Annotated in this window: 2 protein-coding genes; both read right to left on the bottom strand. The window is 42.2% G+C overall.

Translation table 11 applies throughout. The features are described 5' to 3' along the window. Positions 1-2 precede the first annotated feature (2 nt). Positions 3-12,164 carry a non-ribosomal peptide synthetase gene (locus tag H5180_RS01910; protein ID WP_182757579.1) on the bottom strand — a complete coding sequence of 4,054 codons (12,162 nt, stop codon included), beginning with the start codon at positions 12,162-12,164 and terminating at the stop codon, positions 3-5. Then, positions 12,164-22,141 carry a non-ribosomal peptide synthetase gene (locus tag H5180_RS01905; RefSeq protein ID WP_182757578.1) on the bottom strand — a complete coding sequence of 3,326 codons (9,978 nt, stop codon included), beginning with the start codon at positions 22,139-22,141 and terminating at the stop codon, positions 12,164-12,166. Before H5180_RS01905 ends, H5180_RS01910 begins: the two co-directional genes overlap by 1 nt.

The raw sequence follows: 22,141 nt of genomic DNA, 5'->3' as shown, positions 1-22,141 counted from the left end.
TGTTAATAAAGTGTATATTTACTTGCAATTTGTTCAACGATTGCAGCAACAAACTGATGCTGTAAGATTGACAGATGATTACCTGTGATCTCTATTGCCGAAAGTTCAGGGTTAACTACTCGCCAGCCCATATCATCAGCAAGCAATTGGCCTGCAAACTCTTTGGTATCGTGTGCTTTTATAACCATAAGCGGCACCTCAAGTAACTCTCTATTTATTTCTACCTTTGCTTGTAACTGCGCTTTATATACGCATTGCAGTGTTAGCAATTGACGAGCACTGAACTGGTAGCCCGCAGCAGCTAAATGCTTACTTAACCACTTTGTTTGTTGTTCATCAGCAAGCGTGCAATATAACTGCTGCTCATCGTCAGTTAAGTTCAATTGAAAAAATTCACTCAGGTTCGCTATTAGTAACGCTGCTATTTGCCTGTCTTGCAGTTCTAGCATAGCTGAATTAGGCATAGGCGTATCAATTACTAGCATTGAGGCTGGAGCTTTATTGCGCAGTACTAATTGCTGCGCCATTTGATGAATAACAAAGCTTCCAAATGAATGACCAACCAAGTGAATATTAGCGTCTATCCCCTGCTCAATTAATGCGTTGCAGTAATGGTGTGCGGTCAGTGACAATGAATTAATAATATCTGGCTCTAAAGCGATCAGATCTGGCTGCAAACCATAAACAGGAATACGTTGATCTAGTTGATTAACCAATGCTTGATAGATCATCAGTAACCCTCCCGCACCGGCGACTAAAATCACCGGCTGAAACCCTTGTTCACCGGCCTGTAAACAGACTAAAGTTGTAGGCTGAAAATCAGCAGCGTGGCTTTTTTGTAATTGCTCTATTGCCTCAGCTAAAGCGTTTACAGTACGGTGGCGAAATAACATATCAATAGATACCGTTAACTGCATCTGATAGCTCAATTGTGATACCAAGCGCATTGCCAGTAATGAATGACCACCCAGCATAAAGAAATCATCGTTGATTCCCACTTGCTCTATGTTTAACAACTGACTAAATTGTTCAACCAATAATTTATGCAATGGCGTGATCGGCGCACTATATGAAAAGTCATTATGACTACTCAATTGTTGCGCTGTTTTACTAAGCTGTTTTCGATCAATTTTGCCATTATTTGTACAGGGTAAGCTGTCAACAAATTGAACATTTTGTGGCACCATATACTCGGGCAACACACCAACTAAAGCACGAATTAGTTGCTCACTGGCTCGCTCTAGCTCACCCACATCAACAAATGCAACTAGCTGCTCATTGCCACTTTTATCTTTACGAACCACTACAGCACAGGCGTTTATTTGTGGCAACGCAAGTAAATGACGTTCTATTTCGGGTAACTCAACACGATAGCCGCGAATTTTAACTTGTTCATCTAAACGCCCTAAGAACATTACTTCTTGGGTATTTGTACAACGCACTTTATCACCCGTTTTATATAACCTAACGCCGCTTTTTGGTTCAATAATAAATGCAGCAGCCGTTTTCTCTACATCGTTAAGGTAACCCCTTGCTAACCCTTTTCCACTGAGGTACAGCTGCCCACTAACATAATATGGAACCGCTCTTAAATATTTATCTAGAATGTGTAATTGTAGCCCTGCCACTGGTTGGCCAATCGGTACTTCAGAACCTGTATAATCAGTTACCTCAATTAATGTTGCAGAAATAGTTGCTTCTGTTGGTCCATAAGCATTGATCAAAATAATATTATCACTGTAATAAGCTTGCCATTGCTGCAACATTGCGGCTTGCATTTGCTCTCCACCAATTGTGATAATGCGTAACTGATCGGCAAGTGTTACTGGTGCTGCAGCTAATTGATGCCAATAGGCTGTAGGTAAACTCATTAAGGTCAATTGACTATATTGCGATAGTTTAGCTAAATACTGGGTATCGAGTAATTTTTGTTGATCGGCCATCACTAAAGTTGCACCGCTTAGCAAAGTACAAAAAACCTCCTCTGCAAATACATCAAAGCTGCAACTTGCAAACTGTAAGTAATTATCTTGCGAAGTGATCGCATAATTTTTTTGTAAGCACTGCACATAGTTAATAACACTGTGTTGCTCAACCATAACTCCTTTTGGCACCCCTGTTGTACCTGAGGTATAGATCACATAGCATAAATCATGCGGTGTGTAAGTTACTGTTGGGCTGTAATTAGGTTGTAAAGCAAGTGCCGCAGCACAAGTATGAAGATCGATGTTAAGTGTTGGCGGTAATGCGCCCTGCCAGTCTTGTTCGCACGTTAGCAATACTGCAAGCTCTGCATCAGCGGCCATAAACTGCCGCCTTTTTAATGGTAAACTAGGTGCAATCGGTACATAAGCCGCACCGATCTTTAAACTCGCTAAAATAGCGACAATCAAATCACAACCTGGGCTCAAACAGATCCCTATGGTCAAAGCTCTGTCAGAGCCTAGCGTATGTGTGAGTAAGTAATTAGCCAGTCTGTTAGCGGCTGCATCCAACTCATTATAACTCATTGTTTTAACTGGTAGGTTATTGTCATCATTATAATATTTCAACGCTGTTGACTCACCATAACTTGCTACAATTTGTGTAAATCGTTGTTGTAATGTTGTTGCTATATCCCAGCTTACATCTGCCACTTGATTAGCTGATAAACTAAACTCAGCTACCTTATCTATACCTGTTGTAAATCGATGATCTACTAAATCAATTGCTAAGCTAGACAATGGTTGCTCAGGTGCCATTACAAACGCTTGTAATAACTGCTGCAACATAGCCAAACAATGACTGGCAAGCGGATCATTAAATAGTGCGCTTTGATAACTCAAGGTCAATGAGAGTTGCTCAGCTTGGCCAACAACTAAAGTCATTGGATAATGAGTGAGATCTTTACTGTCATTCGCTAACACCTTAAATGGCATATTTGCAATTTCAGCCAATGGATCTGTCGGGAAATTTTCAAATACATACAAAGCATCAAACAATGGACTGCCATTAGCAATATTACTGTAGTTATGTACTTGGGTTAATGGAGTATGTGCATAATCAGATACAGCTAATAAGCTTTGCTTAACTGACTTTAAATACGCTAACACCGACTGCTCACCCGATGTGGTTAACAACATAGCTTGGGTATTAATGTATAAACCAACCCGTTGCTCAACGTTAGTAAGTTGGCTAGGTCGCCCAGATACTGTTTGCCCAAATAAGGCGTAATCTGAATTGCAACAAACACTCAGCCAGTAACCCCAGGCACCTTGCAGTAAATGATTAACTGTTAAACCCTGTTGACGAGCAAACTCAACCAATTGTGAACCCAATTCAGGCTCAAGCACTAAGGTTTGCTCAGACACCGTGTTGATATCATCGCCTTGCTTGCGCTGCGCAATATGTTCAACCAATAATGTTGCCTGATCTATATTGGCTAGATAACCTTGCCAAAATTGTTGCTCGGTTGTTTTATCTTGTTGCTGTAGATACTTAATATAGTCGCTATAGTTATCTTTTTTTAGAGATAAACCATGCCCTGCAAGGCGAGCCTGATAATGCTGTAATAACTCTGAAAACAAAACAGGTAATGACCAGCCATCCATGATCAAATGATGGTATGTCCAAATAAATGCCATTTTTGTATCACTCAGAGCAAGCAAACGTAATCGCATACAAGGCGCCGCAGCTAGATCAATACCTTGTTGATATTCCTGATCTGCAATAGCAGTAATATAGGCTTGCTCATCAAGTATTGATTGTTGTTGCTGCTGCATAATTGCTTCAGTTACCAAGTCAACCTGCAATGGTACATGGTATTTATCAACCACGATTTGCACTGGTCCCACTGGGCTTGCTACGAACGCAGTACGTAATATGCTATGTGTATCAAGTAGCTGGTGCCATGCATACTCGAAAGCTTCGATGTCAAATGCCCCCTCAAGTAACAGTGTCGTTTGTTCATAATAAGCACTATGTTGTGATACTTCACCAGTTCGTTGACTGTGAAACCACATACCTTCTTGCAGTGCACTTAGCGGGTAAATATCAACAATGGCTGATTGCTTAAAAGGGGCTAATAAATGCTGTAACTGATGATTTGCCATCGTTGGCAAGAGTGGAAAATCACTTACCGTATGGCGCTTAATGTCGTCTTGTATGCAATGTTCAAGCACCGTCATAATACTTGCTTGATAATGCGTCATAAATGAAGCGACATCGGCTTCAGCTATACGGGCACCATCATACTCCACATGCATCGACAATTGCTCATTGACTATTGCTGCTGTTAATTGCAGACCATAGTAGGCGTGATTATGTTGGCTATGCAAACTGCCCGCGGATTCTGGCGCATCATCTAATAAACCATTATGTTGCAGCGCACTATCTAGCTGGCCTAAATAATTAAAAAATAGATGATTCTCCGTCGTAATAGTCAACGATTGGCGGGTCTTCTCATCTGGATGATAATAACGTAAGGCTCCATATCGACTAGCTTTAGTCGATAAATTGGCTAATTGCTCTTTCATATCACAGATCAAATCGGCAATATTTTGCGTATTGCTAAATAATCGAAATGGATACATAGCAGTAAGCCAGCCAAGCGTTCGAGTACTATCAAGTTGATTATTAAGTAACTCTCGGCCATGTCCTTCAAGGACAATAAGATGATCGTCCAAGTCATAATGCCTAACTGCAGACCATTGTAACGCGGCCAACAGTAGCGTTTGGATACTGGTATTATAAGGTCTATTTGCTGTCGTCAAGAGCTGCTGCGTAGCTGCACATGGGAGTGTTAATGTATGTTGTTGCAGTTGTTTTTTGATTGGCTCTTGCTGCCTTACAAAACGAAAAAAGCTGGGCTTAGTCGCCACAGCAACCAATGCTTGCCAGTGTTTTAAATCATATTCATCTTTACCTTGCGCAATTAAAAATTGACTAATGTCATATAAATTAGCAGTACGAGAAGCAAAACAAATATTCTGCTGTAATTTTGCAGCTGACAACGCTTGGTTAATATCTTCAAGCAAAATGCGCCAAGATACACCATCAATTAATAAGTGATGGGCGATGATCAGCAAGCGGTTATCACTTTGCTGAGCTGGGGTTTTTATATGGCAGATTTGCAACAATGCAGTGCCATCAAAGCGAAAAGCTCCTTGTTGCACTTCACACACTTTCTCTAATGCTTGAGACCAATCATCATTGTGCTCAGCTAGATCAATAAAATGGCAAACGTGATCTGCACTAAGATGCTGTTTTATAAAAAATTGCTTTTGTAGGCCTTTATCATCAACGACTAACCGCAAACTATCATGGTGCGCTAATAAAGCGCATGTTAACTCTTTAATATGTTGCACAGTCACTGTTTTATCAACACTGAGTAAGAGTGACTGGTTCCAATGATCAGCTGCTACAAATTGTTGTTCAAAAAACCAATGTTGAATGGGAAGTAATGGCAATGCGCCTGAAAAGCTTTGCTGTGGCTCAACCTGTTTCCGTTGTGGCTGTTTGTGTACCAATTGCTCAGCTAGCACTGCAACGGTACTAAAGTTAAAAATATCAGCTACTGACAAACTAATATTTTGCACTCTTGCCCGACTGGCAATTTGAATACTGAGAATTGAGTCCCCTCCCGCCGCAAAAAAATCATCATCAACTTGCAGCATCGGCTGATTTAATACTTGTCGATACAAAGTGAGTAGTAAGCTGCTTAATCCGCTTGCTTGTTGTGCTGCAGGTCCTTGATTTAATTGCTGTGTAACAATTTGTTCGCTTGGTGTGCGTAGGTGTTTATGTAATTGCAGATGATCTATTTTGCCATGTGCCGTCAGGGGAATTTCATCTACGTGAATAAGCTCACTCGGTATCATGTGATCCGGTAACTTAACTTTAAGACTTGCTATACTTTGGCGCTTAAATTGCGCTTGGAGCGAATCACTTATCTGTGGCGTGACAATAAAAGCCAACAGCTGCTTATGGCCTTCAGCCAATTCACTCACGCTAACAACACAATCCGTTACGCCAGCAATAGCACGTAAGTGATACTCAATTTCAGACAGTTCAATACGGTAACCGCGTAATTTAACTTGTGCATCATTGCGGCCAATGTAGGCAATACGACCGTTATTTAATTGCCTAACTAAATCACCAGTTTTATAGGCTCGCAGTTGTTGCTCTGCAACTGTCGTTAAGTAAATAAAACGCTGTGCTGTAAGCTCTGGACGGTTCAAATAGCCTCGCGCTAATCCTGCACCAGCTATATATAATTCACCAATCATGCCAGACACAACCGGCTGCCCCTGCTGATCAACAATTAATAACTCTACATTATCAATCGCATAGCCTATATCTGGAGCCATGCCCAGCTCTTCCGTTGTTTTATCAACCTCAGCCGAGGTGGCAACAACTGAGGTCTCTGTAGGGCCATAATTATTAATAATACAATACGGTTTTGCAGCTGAGGGGCATGTTTTTAACTTGTCGCCGCCAACCAGTAAATAACGCAAAGTAACAGGCGTAAAAGCGTGATCTGCCAACATTATTTCAGCGATTGGGGTGGCTAAAAAGCAATGACTCACATGATGTTCATCAAGTAGTTGCGCTAATTTTTGCGGGTTATCTAAACTTTCTCGCGGCACAATTACCAGCTTTGCTCCGGCGCTTAAATAAGGCCAGATCTCCCAGCTTGCAGCGTCAAACGCGATATTTGCTGTTTGACTGGCAATACTTGATTTATCAACAGCAAATGCGCGTTGATGCCAACGGCATAAATTGCTCAGCCCTTGGTGGGGGATCATTACCCCTTTAGGGTTACCCGTTGTGCCTGATGTATAAATGACATACGCTAATTGCGCCGCCTCTATTTTGGGTAATTGCACTTGACTTAGTGTATTATATGCAAGGTTTAAAGTGTACTTAAATTGCTCATTATCAAGGTAAATAAGCTGGCTGTTCGCACCACAATTATCTTCTAACAGCGCTGCAAATGCAGTGTGAGTGATAAGCCACTGCGCACCACAATCATTAATAATATAAGCAATTCTAGATGCTGGATAATTCGGATCAACAGGAACATAACAGCCACCCGCTCTCATAATCGCTAGCAATGAAACTATTAAGTCAATGCCGCTTTGCATGCTTACAACAACAGGCTGTTCAGCTTGTAAGCCTTGCTGTATCAAGTATTTTGCCAATAATTCACTACGCTGATGAATTTGCTGATAACTCGCAAATTGCCCTGAGGCTGCCTCAATAATGCCAGTGTCAGTTTTAGCATGCTGTTCGGCTACAGCAGTAAATGCATCTATGACGGTTGCAACTGGCTTATTTAGCCGTTGCTCACCTTTGAGCACGCAGTTATGCAGCTGTTTATCTGTCAACATTGTAGCTGACTGTATAGCAACCTGCGGATCGGCTGTGAATGACCTAATTAAAGTGCATAATGCCGTAGCCATGGTTTGAATTGTTTGTGGGGTAAATAACGCCGTGTTATAAGCCCAGCTAAAGCGTAACTCATCGTCATCTTCACTGCATGCCAGCTCAATATCAAATTTTACTTGCGGTGGCTGCTCATCAATCGCTGTAACCTGTATATTAGGTAATTTAAACTGTGTATTTAACCTTGGGTTTAACGAAAATGTAAGCTGAAAAACACTCTGTTGACTCATGCCACGCGGTAACTGCAAAGCATCAACAATTTTTTCAAATGGCATGGCTTGATGCTGACCAACGGCAACAATTAATTGTTTTTGCTGTGCGAGTAGCCCTTCAAAACACATATCTTCGCGCAATTGACAACGGATCGGCAGTGTATTAATAAAGAATCCAATTAAGGGAGTTAGTTGCGTTTGTGAACGCCCTGAAAATGGCGCACCAATCACAACATCATCACACTGACTATACCTAGCTACAAATGCGGCATAAGCACTATGCAGCCACATAAATAAGCTCACATCAAACTGCTGGCATTGCCTGTGGATCGCCGAAACCGTGGTTTTATCTAGCTGTATTTGATAGCTCGCACCAGCGGACGTAAGCTGTTTAGGACGTATTTTATCCAGCGGTATTTGATGTATCGGTGGGGCATCTTGTAACTGTTGTAACCAAAATGCTTGGTGTTTATCTAACTGCTGCTGGTGTAACTGACTACGCTGCCAATGAGCATAATCCCCGTATTGAATTGATAAAGGTTGCGCAAGCTGTTCAGGCAACCGAGTATCACTCGTAAAGCTTTGATAAAACGCTTCAAATTCACTCGCTAATATTGCTAAAGAATGTGCATCAGAGGCAATATGATGAATATTTACCCGTAACTTCCAATGCTTTGCATGCAGCTTAACTAAAATAATACGCAGCGGTAACTGGCACCTTAAATCAAAGGCTGCTTGGCTGTCATCGCGCAGCGTTTTTAACCACAGTCGTTGCTGTTGCTCATCGTTAAGTTCACTGGTATCTATGATCTTTAACACCGATGGAAATGTGTCTTGGACCACTTGCTGAGGTAAGTTTGCTTTACCGACTGTGATAAACGTACGCAACACTTCATGACGCTGCACGATAGCGTCACACACGCGTTGAAATGTATCAACATCAAGCAAACCATGCAGTTCAAAATTAGCTGGCATATGATATTGCACGTTTCCCGGCTGCAATTGATCTATGGTCCATAATCGTTGTTGAGCAAAAGATACCGGTAATTGCGTTACTGATTGCACTTTCGGTATAACTGCTGATGCTACAGTGTAATTGGCAGCTTTATTGCGCGCAGCCGCTAACGCGAGTGTGTGGACCTGCGGCGCGTAAAACAGATCAGCTAAAGTAATCGACAACTGAGCGTGTTGCGCTAAGTGACTGACTAATTGGCTAGCTAATAATGAATGCCCACCCAATTCAAAAAAGTGCCCTTGCCTACCCACGTTTGAAACCTTTAATATCGCCTCAAATGCCGCAGCGATTGCTTGTTCGTCATCCGATCCTGGAGGCTCATCTGCAGTTGCTTTAAGCTGTAATTGATCCAGCGCTAAGAGTGCTTTTTTATCAATTTTACCGTTCACCGTTAATGGCATCTGCAGCACGGCAATAACATTCGTTGGCAGCATAAATTCGGGTAATGTGGTGCGTAAAAACTGTTGTACTTCGCTTGTGAGTGCAGCAAATACGGCATCACTTTTGACGATAACAAATGCTGTGATCCGTGGATTAGTCGGCTGTTGAGTATTCAGTAACACTGTTGCGCTACTCAGCTTAGGGTGGCCACGTAACTGGTTTTCTATTTCACCCAGTTCAATACGGTAACCGCGTACTTTAACTTGGTCGTCAATACGGCCCATATAACTCAATTCGCCAGTTGCTAACTGACGTACTAAATCACCCGTTTTATATAGTTTTTTAGCTGCGTTAGCTGAAGAAAATGTATCTGCCACAAAGCGCTCAACGTTGAGCTCATCACGGCGCCAATACCCCCTGCAAACCCCATCCCCACCTACATATAACTCACCAACTGCGCCAACAGGTAGTAACTGACGAAACTTATCCAAAACGTAGCAACTGGTCGTTGGTATTGGCCGACCAATATTGTTTGCACCAGATACCAGATCTGCGTCATGTAAACGCTTGAAAGTCACATGAACCGTTGTTTCAGTAATGCCATACATATTGATCAGTTGGCAGTCGCTAAAGCGTTTTGCCCAAGGTGTCAACTTAACGGGCTGTAATGCTTCGCCACCAAAAATGACGTATCTAATTTTGCTCTGCTGTATACGCTGCGAAGGCTTGGTTAACATTACTGTTTGTAGCGCATAAAAAGCACTGGGGGTTTGATTTAGCACGCTGACGTGTTGATCTAGTAATAAATTTGCAAATGCATCACTGTCTTTTGCGGTATCTGCATCCACAATAACTAAGCGGCCACCAAAAAGTAACGCGCCGTACATTTCCCACACCGAAAAATCAAAACAAAATGAATGAAACAGAGTCCATACATCATGCTCATTAAAATCAAATAAACTCGGCTGTACACACAATAATCGGATCACTTGGCGGTGTTCAATTTGCACGCCTTTAGGCCGTCCAGTAGTGCCAGAGGTGTAAATCATATACGCTAAGTGGGATGGACAAATAGCTAACTCGAGGTTTTGTGTATCACTAATCTGATTAATAGCTGTGTAGATCGCGCAATCATCAATATTTATGCACGTTAAGTTATGCTGCGAAAACAACCCGAGACTACTGTTATCACACAACACTAAGTTACTCTGGACATCGTCTACAATATAACTGATCCGATCGCGAGGATAATTGGGATCAATAGGCACATAAGCAGCGCCAGCTTTTAGCACCGCTAATAACGTCACCACTAAATTAACATTGCGGGTTACGCTCACTGGCAGCATATCTTGCGCTTCAACACCCTGACTTAATAATACTCTGGCGAGTAGATTTGCCCGTTCATTAAGCTGTTTATAAGTGAGTGCTTCGTGCTCATCGACTAGCGCCAACTGGTCAGCAAACCTGATTGCTTGTTGTTCAAATACACTCACTATACTGGCGCTTTGATCCCAACTTGTACTATCCGCTTGCTGCGATGTGGCAGCGTCAGTTAATGCCTGTAGCTGCTGTTCATCAAGCAATGCCAATTTTGATATTTGGGTATCCGGTGCAGCAACAATGTTTGCTAATAATACGGCAAAACTATCAGCCCAGTGAGTAATTGTCGCAAGCTCATAAAGTGCTTCATCAAACTTCCAAGTAACTGTTAAACCTTGGTTGTCGATAACTGCATTAAGCTCCAAATCACATTTTACTGCACTGTGGTGCTCTCGCGCTTCACTGCGAGCCTCAGCTATTTCAACACTCGGTAACTGAAAGGTTGGTTGCTCATCAACAGTTAAAGTGAAGAAAATTTGTACTAAAGGATGATGACTTAAATCGCGTTGACAATTGAGCCCTTCAACCAGTTTATCAAATGGCATATTGCGATATTCAAACGACTGTAAAATACGTTCTTTTTGTTGCTGCAACCATGCATTAAAAGTTAATTCATCCGGCAATACGGCATGCATAACTAAGGTATTAACAAACAAACCGATTAAATCGTTTAGCTGTGGATGCTCACGGCCCTGAGTTGGCGTGCCGATCAGTACCTGTTCCGTTTGTTTAATACGGCCAATAAATAACATAAAACTACTTAACAACCACATAAATGGTGTGACTGATTGACTCGCCGCATGTTGTTGTATTTTTTCAACAAACGAGCGACTTAACCGTTGCCGATAAACTAAACCAGACTGCTTTTGAACGCTCGATCTAACTTTATCCGTTGGTAGTGATTGCAACGGTTCAAGATCGCCAAGTGTTGTACGCCAATAATTAATTGCTGCTGTAAAGTACTCTGCTGTTAAGGTATTTCGTTGCCACGCAGCGTAATCAGCATATTGAATTGGTAACGAGTCTAATTCGACATTACCTTGCAGTAGTTGCGTATAAATGGTTTGTAATTCTTGAGCAAATATTTGCATTGACGCGCCATCACTAACAATATGATGCATATTAAATGCTAAATAATGTTGCTCATTATCGGATACCAATAGCACTCGTATTAATACATCTCGACTCAAATCAAATGGCTGAGCTTGATGTTGTATCAGCGCCGCTTTTATTTGGCTTTGTCGCTGTGTAACTGGGAATGTTGACGCATCCAGCCACTGAAAAGGCGTCACAAAGGTGTCTGTTACTTGCACATACGGTATACCTTGCGGATCAGTTATAAACTGACTGCGTAATATTTCATGGCGACCAACAATGTGTTTGATTGCCGCGCGTAACAACGGCACATCTATATGGCCTTTTAGAGTAAACTCAGCAGGCATATAATATTGTTGGCTGCCTTGTAACTGCTCAATAAACCATAAGCCTTGTTGAGCAAAGCTCAAAGGCAAACATCTATCTCGCTCAGCGATGGCAATTGCGTCCATATTACTTTGCAACGTAACCACTGACTGTTGTTGCTGAAAATAGCGGATAATCGCCGCTTTATGCTCAATGATCCGAGCTTTAAGTTCACTTGGAAAACCGTTACTTTGTTTAAATGCTAAAGCACCTTGTTTTTCATACAAAGTAACACCTGCTCGTAAAGCATCTGCGATTAACTCTTCAATTTCTAGCAGTTGATTTTCCATCACAAAAACATCTCTTCTGAGTTATCATTTTCACTCATGGCGTTATTAGCGGCTTGATGAATGGCGTACCAGCTAGCAATAGCCGCAATTGTCGGCCTTTCAAACAGAACTCTCACTGGAATATCAGCCTGTAACCGCGCCTTGAGCAACGCCATACATTGTGTTGCCAATAATGAATGCCCCCCGAGCGCAAAAAAGTTATCGGTGATGCCAACAGAGTCAACTTGTAACTGCTCTGCAAAGATATCGACCAAGGCTGCCTCAAAGTCATTACGCGGCGGCACATTTTCAGTTGCTACTGCGACTGATTGTCCCCATTGAAGCAGTTGTTTACTGTCAACTTTTGCGTTAGATGTCAGGGGAATAGCACTTATCGCATGCCATTTTGTTGGCATCATATAAGCAGGTAAATAGTTCGTAAGGTAGTTGCTAAGCATAGCCTGTTGCTGTGCGCCTAAGAGTGTTATTTGCTGCTCTTGCCCAAACGCTTTAATCAATGAGTTATTTGGCGTAAGCACTAAGTAAGCCTCAAGGTTTTCAGTGTCTTTATTTAATATTACAAATGCCTCACTAATCTCTTTATGCTGGACTAACTGTGCTGTAATTTCGCCCGGCTCAATGCGATAACCGCGCAACTTAATTTGTTCATCGACTCGTGCACAAAATAGCAGGTGTTCTGGTTGGCCATGTTTATCAAGCAACCAACGCACTTTATCCCCAGTACGATAAAATCGCTGCACAGTTTGCTGATGCCCAAAAGGTAACCACACAAAACTTTGCGCCGTTAAACTCGCTTGATTTAAATACCCTTGAGCAACATTGTCACCGGCAATATAAAGCTCGCCAATGGCACCCATTGCGGTTAATTGCTGATGTTCATCTAATATCACCAACTGACTATCTGCAATCGCCCGACCAATTGGCACTTGGGCCATTTTACGCCGTTCAAGCTCGCTAATTTGCTTAAGCTCGCAATGATAAACACTGCAACCTACCGTCGCTTCAGTTGGGCCGTACTCATTCACCCACTGGCAATTAGGCAAATACTGAGTTAACGATTTGAGCAACTGAGTGGGTAATGCTTCACCACCAATGACAACCACATGTGCAGTTGCTACTGCAGCAGCTGGAGCAAACGCAAGTAAGCCTTGTAAATGTGCAGGAGTAACTTTAAATAAGCAGGCTTGAGAGCTGAATATCTGCTTTGCAAGCTGCTCAAGCATCTGCTCATCATCAGCAAGTAGTGTAATATTGATACCCATTAGTAATGGTGCCCACAACGAAGTGACCGTAGCATCAAATGCCAATGGCGTACTCACCACACTGGTTGTTAACGCAGCTGATAGATACTCACACTGCGCATGTGCTAAGTAACAAGCTAAATTACCATGGCTGATCATCACCCCTTTTGGGGTGCCTGTAGTTCCTGATGTATAAATAATATATGCAAGATCATCCGCCGAATATGACGCAGGCAGTGCACTTTGCGAACCATTGAGTGAGCCATACTGCCAACTGTTTGGCTCATCAAGCAATACACATAATGGCGCAATAAGACTCCCGAGCTCATCCGTTAGATGCTGTTTAGCAAACGCTGACTGTGTGATCAAACACTGTGCTTTACTGTCATCGATAATAAATTGCACTCTGGATACTGGTAATTTTGGATCAATCGGCACATAGGCACTGCCGGTTTTTAAAATCGCTAACATGGCGACCAGTATTTGTGCCGTTGCGCTAACACATAAAGCAACTTTACTTCCGGCGGTTATCCCTTGTTCTTGTAAATAATTGGCTAACAGCTGTGACTGAGTCTGTAATTCAACATAACTCAACACTTCACCATCAGGGCCAACGACCGCATTACGTGTTGGATATTGTTCAGCTTGACGTGCGATTTGCGTGACAAGGTTAAGTGGCTGAGTGTGCCTTGCATAGGGTGGCGAAGATAAGTTAAGCAGCACATTTTCTTTGGTTGCTGACACTACAGGTAATAGCTGCAACTTCATAAGAGGGTCACTTAGTATCGCATCAATCAAGACCTCGAATGCTGCTGCATATTCAGTAATACTACTGGCATTAAATAATGTCTCACTAAAATTCCACTGCAGCTCAATGCCATCGCCTTGCTCAATTGCATTGACCTCTAAATCAAATTTCATTTTTGGTGCTGCGTGTGGCTGCATTTCAATATGTAAACCTGGCAGTGAAAAATCACTCGTTTCATTGTTTTGCAGTGCAAATAAAATTTGAAATAAAGGATGATGTGCTAAGTTTCGCTCAGGCTGCAGTACTTCAACTAATTGTTCAAATGGCACTTGTTGATGTTTAAAAGCATCTAAAATCACCTGTTTTTGCTGCATTAATAACTGCGTGAAGTTTTGCTGTCCTTCACTGCGGGTGCGGATCACTAAGGTATTAACAAAAAAACCAATTAGATTAGCTATTTGTGGCTGTTCACGACCAGCAACTGGAGAGCCAACTAAAATATCCGTCGCTTCACTCAATCGCATCATTAACAAGGAAAAGGTTGTGTGTAACCACATATATAAAGTAACACCGTGTGTGGCACATTGTTGGTGGATAGCTTTAGTCGTTGCAGCGGACAAATACTGGTTAGAACATTGCCCTTGCAACTGCTGTTGGATTGCTCGAGGCTGCTCTATTGGTAATTGATGAACAAAAGGGGCACCTGTTAACTGAGTACGCCAATAAGAAAGTGATTCATGCAAGGCACTTTCACTGCATACTAAACGCTGCCAATAAGCGAAATCGGCATATTGGATAGCTAATGGTTGCTGTAATAATGCAGGTAAAACAAATCGCGGTTCAGCACTTGCAGCTCGGTAAAAAGCAATAAACTCGCGAACTAAAATTGCCATTGACCAGCCATCGCTTGCAATATGATGCATATTAAAATGTACAAAACTTTGCTCATTGCTAATTTTAGCAACCACCACACGCAGTAAAACGTCGCTTGCCAAATCAAACGCTTTACTACTTGCATGTGACGACAGTGATTGCCATTGGTGATCTTGCTGTTCACGATTAAGCATACTTAAATCGTGCAGCTCAAGTGGGATCTCAAAGTGTTCATTAATACATTGCTCAGGCGCTGAGCCTTGGTCGCGTGTAATAATAACGGTACGCAGCACTTCATGGCGTTCAATAAGTGCATATAACGCGCCCGACAATGCAGTCAGCTCCAACTTCCCCGTAAACACAAAGCTAGCTGGCATATGATATTGCACACTTTCATTATGTACTTGATCAATAAGCCATAATCGTTGCTGTGCATAGGAAAGAGGTAGCGCTTGCTGGCGAGATATTTTCACAATCTCTTGGTGTGGCTGAATTTTTTCACAGTTTTGTAATGCTTGCGCTAACGTTGCAATCGTTGGAGTTTTAAATAATTGCGGTAATGTTATGTCGAGCTGCTTACCTTCACGAATCTTACCAATCAAGCGGATTGCTAATAACGAGTGCCCCCCTAAATCAAAAAAGTTATCGTCTAAACCAATATGTGTAGTGAGTAAAATCTCACTAAACAGCTGTAACAAATATTGCTGTAATGGTGTTTGCGCGTGCTTGCTGTGTGTTGTGCTAGTTGGCTGTAAACAATTAAGTGCGTCAGCTATCAATGTGGCTTTATCAATCTTGCCGTTTTTCGTCAGTGGCATCACAGTAATAGCATAACAGTGTGCGGGGATCATATACGGCGCTAAGTAATGCGATAAATGCGATTTAATGGTGTTAACGGCTAATGGCTTTTCATGTTGATGGTAAACAATATGTGCCGCTAACGTTTGCTGCTTGCTATCAACCGTCACCGCACAATCAGCCACTTCAGGGAGTTCCAGGATCAGCTGCTCAATCGCGGCTAAATCAACTCGAAAACCGCGCAGCTTGATCTGTTGATCCTTACGTCCACAGTATCTTAAATAACAAGCAGCACCTGTTTCATCAGCTTGCCATAACGCTATGTCGCCTGTTCTATAAAAACGCTTGGTCACTTTTCCACCCTGTTGGCTAGGCAGCTGCAAAGTAATAAAGCTGGTATTATTAAGCTCAGTCTGATTAATGTAACCTGGGCTGACAACAGGTCCTGCAATAAGTAATTCACCACGCATATTCACTGCTGCTGGCTGATCAAATTGGTCAACCACTAACAGCGTTACATTATCGTTAGCTAAACCAATTGGGACATCATTATGACGCAGTAAAACCTCATCACTGGTACTGTGATCAATTACAAAAGTACTTGAACCGACTGTAGTTTCTGTTGGTCCATATTCGTTAATCCAACGACACAGTGGTAACTTTGCACGGATCGCCAACAACAATTCTGTTGTGAGTGCTTCACCACCGATCACCAATGTATGGGTAACATTGCTTACACAATAGTGCTGCGATAATGCCAAAATGGCACGTAAATGAGCTGGCGTGAGCTTAAACAGTTTAGCGTCTGTTGCTGTAAAGAGTAGTTCCGTCAGCTGGGTTAACTGTTCACCCCCTTGCGCAATAATTTCCACCACGCCACCTTGCATCAAGGCTGGATATAACGACGTGATCGTTGCATCAAACGCCAAAGGCGTACTCAATACGCTGCTACAAAGGGCTGAATTATCGGGCATATAATGCGCAACCGCATGCTGTAAATAAGCCGCTAAATTGGCATGGTTTATCATCACCCCTTTCGGCCGTCCGGTCGAACCAGAAGTATAAATAATGTAACTCAAATCATCATCTTTGACATTGAGGCTGAGTTGTTCATCTGGCTGCTCCACCGGGTAGCCGTCGAAGTTAGAATCGTCATCAAGAAGATCATCAACGAGCAAAAAATCTGCGCCACTGTTGATCAGCGTGTCGGCATTCTCACTCAATGCTAAAATCATCATCAACTCAGCATCTTCAACAATATAACTTAACGTTTTTATTGGTGTATCTTGGTGTATCGGCACGTATACATGACGTGCCTTTAAAATAGCGAGTATCGCCACCACCATAGCGGCACCTGATGGCAGCAAAATGGCAATTCGACTTTGCGCAGCAAAATCCATTTCGAGTAAACAATGCGCAAGCTGATTAGCACGTTGTTCAAGGGCGAGGTAACTATAGGTTTGGCCATTACATCTTACTGCGGGGTGTTGCGGGTGCTGCTTTGCAAAATGCGAAAAACACACATGTAAAGGCGATGGTTGGGTATTTTGTATATCAATTGAGTCACTATGAGATAATGCCGCTGCGTGCTGGCTCGGGCTCCACAGTATTAACTCTGCGAGCTTGACGCTTTGATCAGCCAAGCATTGCTGCAACACATAACTAAATTGAGCAAAGAATGTCTCTATATTCGCTTGATGCCATAGTGCAGTATCGTATAACCACTCAATTTCTAGCACGTCACCGGTATCTATAACTGAGACTTCTAAGTCAAGTTTAGCGCTACGCACCTTGCTCTGTGAGGCTTTAATTGATAGCCCTGCTAGCTGTAAATTTTCATTTATCGTATTGTTTACTCTAAAGATGACTTGTACTAACGGCGGAATTGCTAAACTGCGTTCGGTGGCTAATTCATCCACTAAGAGATCAAATGGGACCTGTTGATGAAGCAGTGCTTCACTCAACGTTGCTTTTACATCAGCTAATGCTTGGTTAAAGCATGTATCCGCTGACACCGTATTACGTAACACCAGTGTGTTAACAAAGTTGCCAATAATAGGTTCAAGCTCTGCGGCAACTCGCCCTGCAACTGGCGTACCTAGCACACAATCTGATTGCCCAGAAACTCGACTAAACCACAAAGTAAATACAGTTTGTAAGGTTACAAACAAAGTGTCACCTTGGTTTGCAATAAATAATCTTAATTGTTCAGTTAATGCAGGCGACAACACGGTTTTATATAAACCGCCGCCGCTGAGCACATCGTTACCTCGCTCGTACTGTGTAGGTAACTCATGCACTGTAGGTAATTGCGCTAACTGTTGACGCCAGTAGTCAATACTTATTTGCCACTGAGGATCAGCTTGCATACTATGCTGCCAATGTACAAAATCAATATAATTATGCTCTAGAGTTTGCAAATCAGTGGCGTTTGTCATACCAATATGCTGATTATAATTGCTAGCGAGTTCACGGCATATCAAGCCAATAGACCAGCCATCGGCAACAATATGATGAACAGTAACAAGTAACTGATAATGGTGATCGGCTATTTTAATCAAGCTTGCCCGTAACATCAGCTGTGAGGTTAAATCAAATGACTGATTATAATCTTCCACTATCATCTTCTGTAACAGCTGCTGTTGATCTGCTTGTGTGCAAAGGTCTATCTGTTGCAATGAAAAAGCTAAATGGCCGTTAAAATATTGGCATGGCTGCGCATCAGCTGTACTTTTATAGTTATAACTTAGGATCGTATGGCGCTTAATGATATCTTTAAATGCCTGCTGCAATGCCGCCACATCAACATCACCGCGCAGCGTAAACACGCCCTGTAAATTATATTGACGGCTGTGTCCTTGCAGCTGATCAACAAACCAAATACGCCGCTGAGAAAATGACAACGGGTGTTCCCCAGCTAAATCAATATGTGTTAATTGCACCTTTGAGCTAGCTTGTTCACTACAGGTTAAATACTGGGCTAACTCCTCAACGGTTGCATGATTGAAGATGTCTTTAAGTGACAATGAAACGCCAAACTGCTGACGAATTTGGTTAAGTAATCTAATTGCTACTAAGGAATGCCCACCGATTGCAAAAAAGTCATCTTCTAGACCAACCCTAGCAAAGCCTGTTAACTGTGCAAATAACGCCGCTACTTGCTGCTGCATTAGCGTTTTTGGCGCTACAAAAGTATCGCTGCTGCGTACCATTTGTTGTTGTAAGAATTTACGATCAACTTTGCCATTTTCAAGATAAGGTAATTGCTCTTTCAGCACAAAGAAACTGGGGATCATAGGCTCTGGTAATACACACTTTAAGTCCGTTTTGATCCGTTGTTGTAAGGCCTCAGCAGTTAATTGCTGGCCTTCATTAGATGCCACATAGTACGCAACTAAAGTATCTGCAGAAGCAATTTCGCGACAAATCACAGCACTATTTTTAACCACTGATAAAGCCGTTAACTTTGCCTCGATATCAAGTAAGTCAACTCTAAAGCCTCTGATCTTAGGTTGCTTATCTAAACGCCCTAAATATTCCAGCGCACCGTCTTTGCGCAAACGAACATTATCACCAGAGCAATAATAGCGTTGTTGTCCCTTGGTCGTGTTAATCACAACAAAACTTTTCGCAGTCTGATCCGTTGCACGAATATAGCCTGTTGCTAAACTCTCACCACCAATATAAAGCTGTCCAGGCATGCCCATGGCAACGGGTTCGTGGTGTGCATCTAGTATGGCAAGTTCAACATGCGCAAGCGCGCTACCAATAGGATAACTCATCTGCTCAGCAGTTTGATGATCCTCAATTTCATAGGTAGCCACCCCAATGCAGGTTTCTGTCGGCCCATAATGATTGATTAATTTAGCGCTTGGATAGAGCGCCCGAATTTGCGCTACTAATTGCGCTGTTAATGATTCCCCCCCTAACACCCACTGTTGAAGAGGTGCGCGAGGTACTTGACTCGCAGCAATAGTGGCTAATAGTTCAGCAGCAAAGCTGGGAGTGATCTTTAAAAAGTTAATTGCTTGCTCACTGAACGTATCGACAATCGCAACAGGATCACTTTTTACATGTGGTGAAATTAATACCACAGTGCCGCCACTCGCCCATACCGGATATATCCCAGTTAAACAAAGATCGGTCGCAAGCCCTGTAACCACAGCTGACTTGGTATCATTATTCAATTCAAGTCGCTTAGTAATACTTTGAACATAGTGCGCTAATGCCGCATGATTAATTTCAACCCCTTTTGGCGCGCCTGTTGAACCGGAGGTAAATATCACGTACGCGCTGTCATTAAGGTTTAAATTGGGTAAGCCAGTTAAATTAACCGCCGCTTTTGACAGCTGCGCAAAAGGCCATAATGTAATGTGTTGCTCATTTAATACCGTAACTGCTTGCTTTTCGAGCGCTGTATCATCAAATGTTACTAAATATTCACAGCCTGCCTGCTGTAAAATTTCCGCAATACGCGCCACTGGAGTGCCTTGCTCAATCGGTAAGTAAGCACGGCCTGTTTGCAATAGTGCAAACATCGTTAATAAGGCATCGATTGAGCGAGATACCAATAATGCAATGGGTGCTGCAGTTGTTTGTTGATGATGAGTTTGCAAAGCTAAAATATGGCTGGCGAGTGCTGCGCTTTGTTGCACTAATTGTTGATAACTCAAACTTCGTGCGGTTTTTCCATGTTGGTCAGCTTCAATACACGCTGTTTTTTCAGCACTAAGCTCAGCCTGCTTTATCACCTGTACAGGTAATGCAATCACATCACTGCTGACTTTTTCATGATCTTTTTTACGCCCTAACAACTGGCTGGCATAACACGCAGAGGGTAACTCAACGGTTGCAATAGTTTGTGCTGCGTTATTGCCAAGAGATATAACTAATTCATTAAAATCATTGCTCATTTGCTGAATAACATGGTCATCAAATAGCGCACTGCAATAATCAAAACTAATATCTAAGCCCTGCTCTGATTCACTTACATTCAAGGTTAAATCAAATTTTGCAGTACCGTTATCTAATGGCAATAATTTAGCCGACAATGTTGCGGTTTCCACAGTACCGGTATCTACACCGTTATAATTAAACAGTATTTGAAACAATGCTGAATGTGCTGACGATTTAGCTAAGCCAAGTGTTTCGATAATATCTTCAACTGCCACACTTTGATTTGCTAGCCCTTGCGCCACTAACACTTTAGTTTGCGCTATTAATTGTGCAAAAGAGCTCTGCGGTGACACCATTTGTCGCATAGGTAAGGTATTGATAAAACACCCTATAACATTCTCAAATTCGGGCTGTTCACGATTCAATACAGGCACCGCCACCGTAATATCCTGTTTTTGGCTATAGCGCTGTAATAGTACATAAAACACACTTAACAACCCGACAAACCGAGTAGCACTTAATTGCTGACAGCAACTGTCAAATTCGGTAACCAGCCGTGTCTCGATAACACTGTGCTGGCTCTTGCCTTGATAGGTTTTTTGTTTATCACGAGGATAACTCGTTGGCAGCTCAAATAACTCCATCCCTGTTAGCGCTTGTTGCCAATAACTTAGCTGCTGTTGATATATAGGTGATTGTTTAAACTGACCTTGCCAATGTACATAATCTAAATACTGTAAAGGTTTACATGCAGCCGCATTATTAACGGTATTATTATTATTTGTCAGTATCGCCAATAATTCTTGCACCAAAAGCCGTACAGACCAACCATCGGCAATAATATGATGCATCGCAATGTATAACCATTTACCCTCACCTGAGTGGCCAATTAACGTTGCACGTATCAGTAAATCATTTTCCAGATCAAAGCGGTAACTTAATTCATCGTGTAATTTTTCAACTATTTGTGTGGGTGTTTCATGCCGTGCTATCTCAAGTGTATTCAATGCTAAGCGCAACTGGCTATTAACTCGCTGCACAACACCTTGATCAGTGTTAAAAAATTGCGTTGTTAATATTTGATGGCGAGCCAACAATTTGTCAAATGCCCGCTGTAGTTCATTTATTGTCAATGAATCTGACAGCTGCAACAGACCACACATATTGTATGCAGTTGACTGCTGTTCATATTGATCAATAAACCAAATACGTTGTTGCGCACTTGATAAATCCCCTTGTTGCTGATGATGACGTTGCATATAGGCAATCAGCTCATCCTTACATGCTTTGATCTTTGCCAGTTCTGGTGCTGGGACTGTCGTTAACTTACTTCGTAACTTTAACCGCCCATCTTGCAAATAAACGAAGATACCTTGTGCGTCCAATTCGGCCAGTAAAGTTTTAATTGCTACATTATCCAT

Source organism: Pseudoalteromonas sp. SR41-4, from assembly GCF_014163985.1.
Classification (GTDB): domain Bacteria; phylum Pseudomonadota; class Gammaproteobacteria; order Enterobacterales; family Alteromonadaceae; genus Pseudoalteromonas; species Pseudoalteromonas rhizosphaerae.
This window is presented reverse-complemented; position numbering and strand designations above follow the sequence as displayed.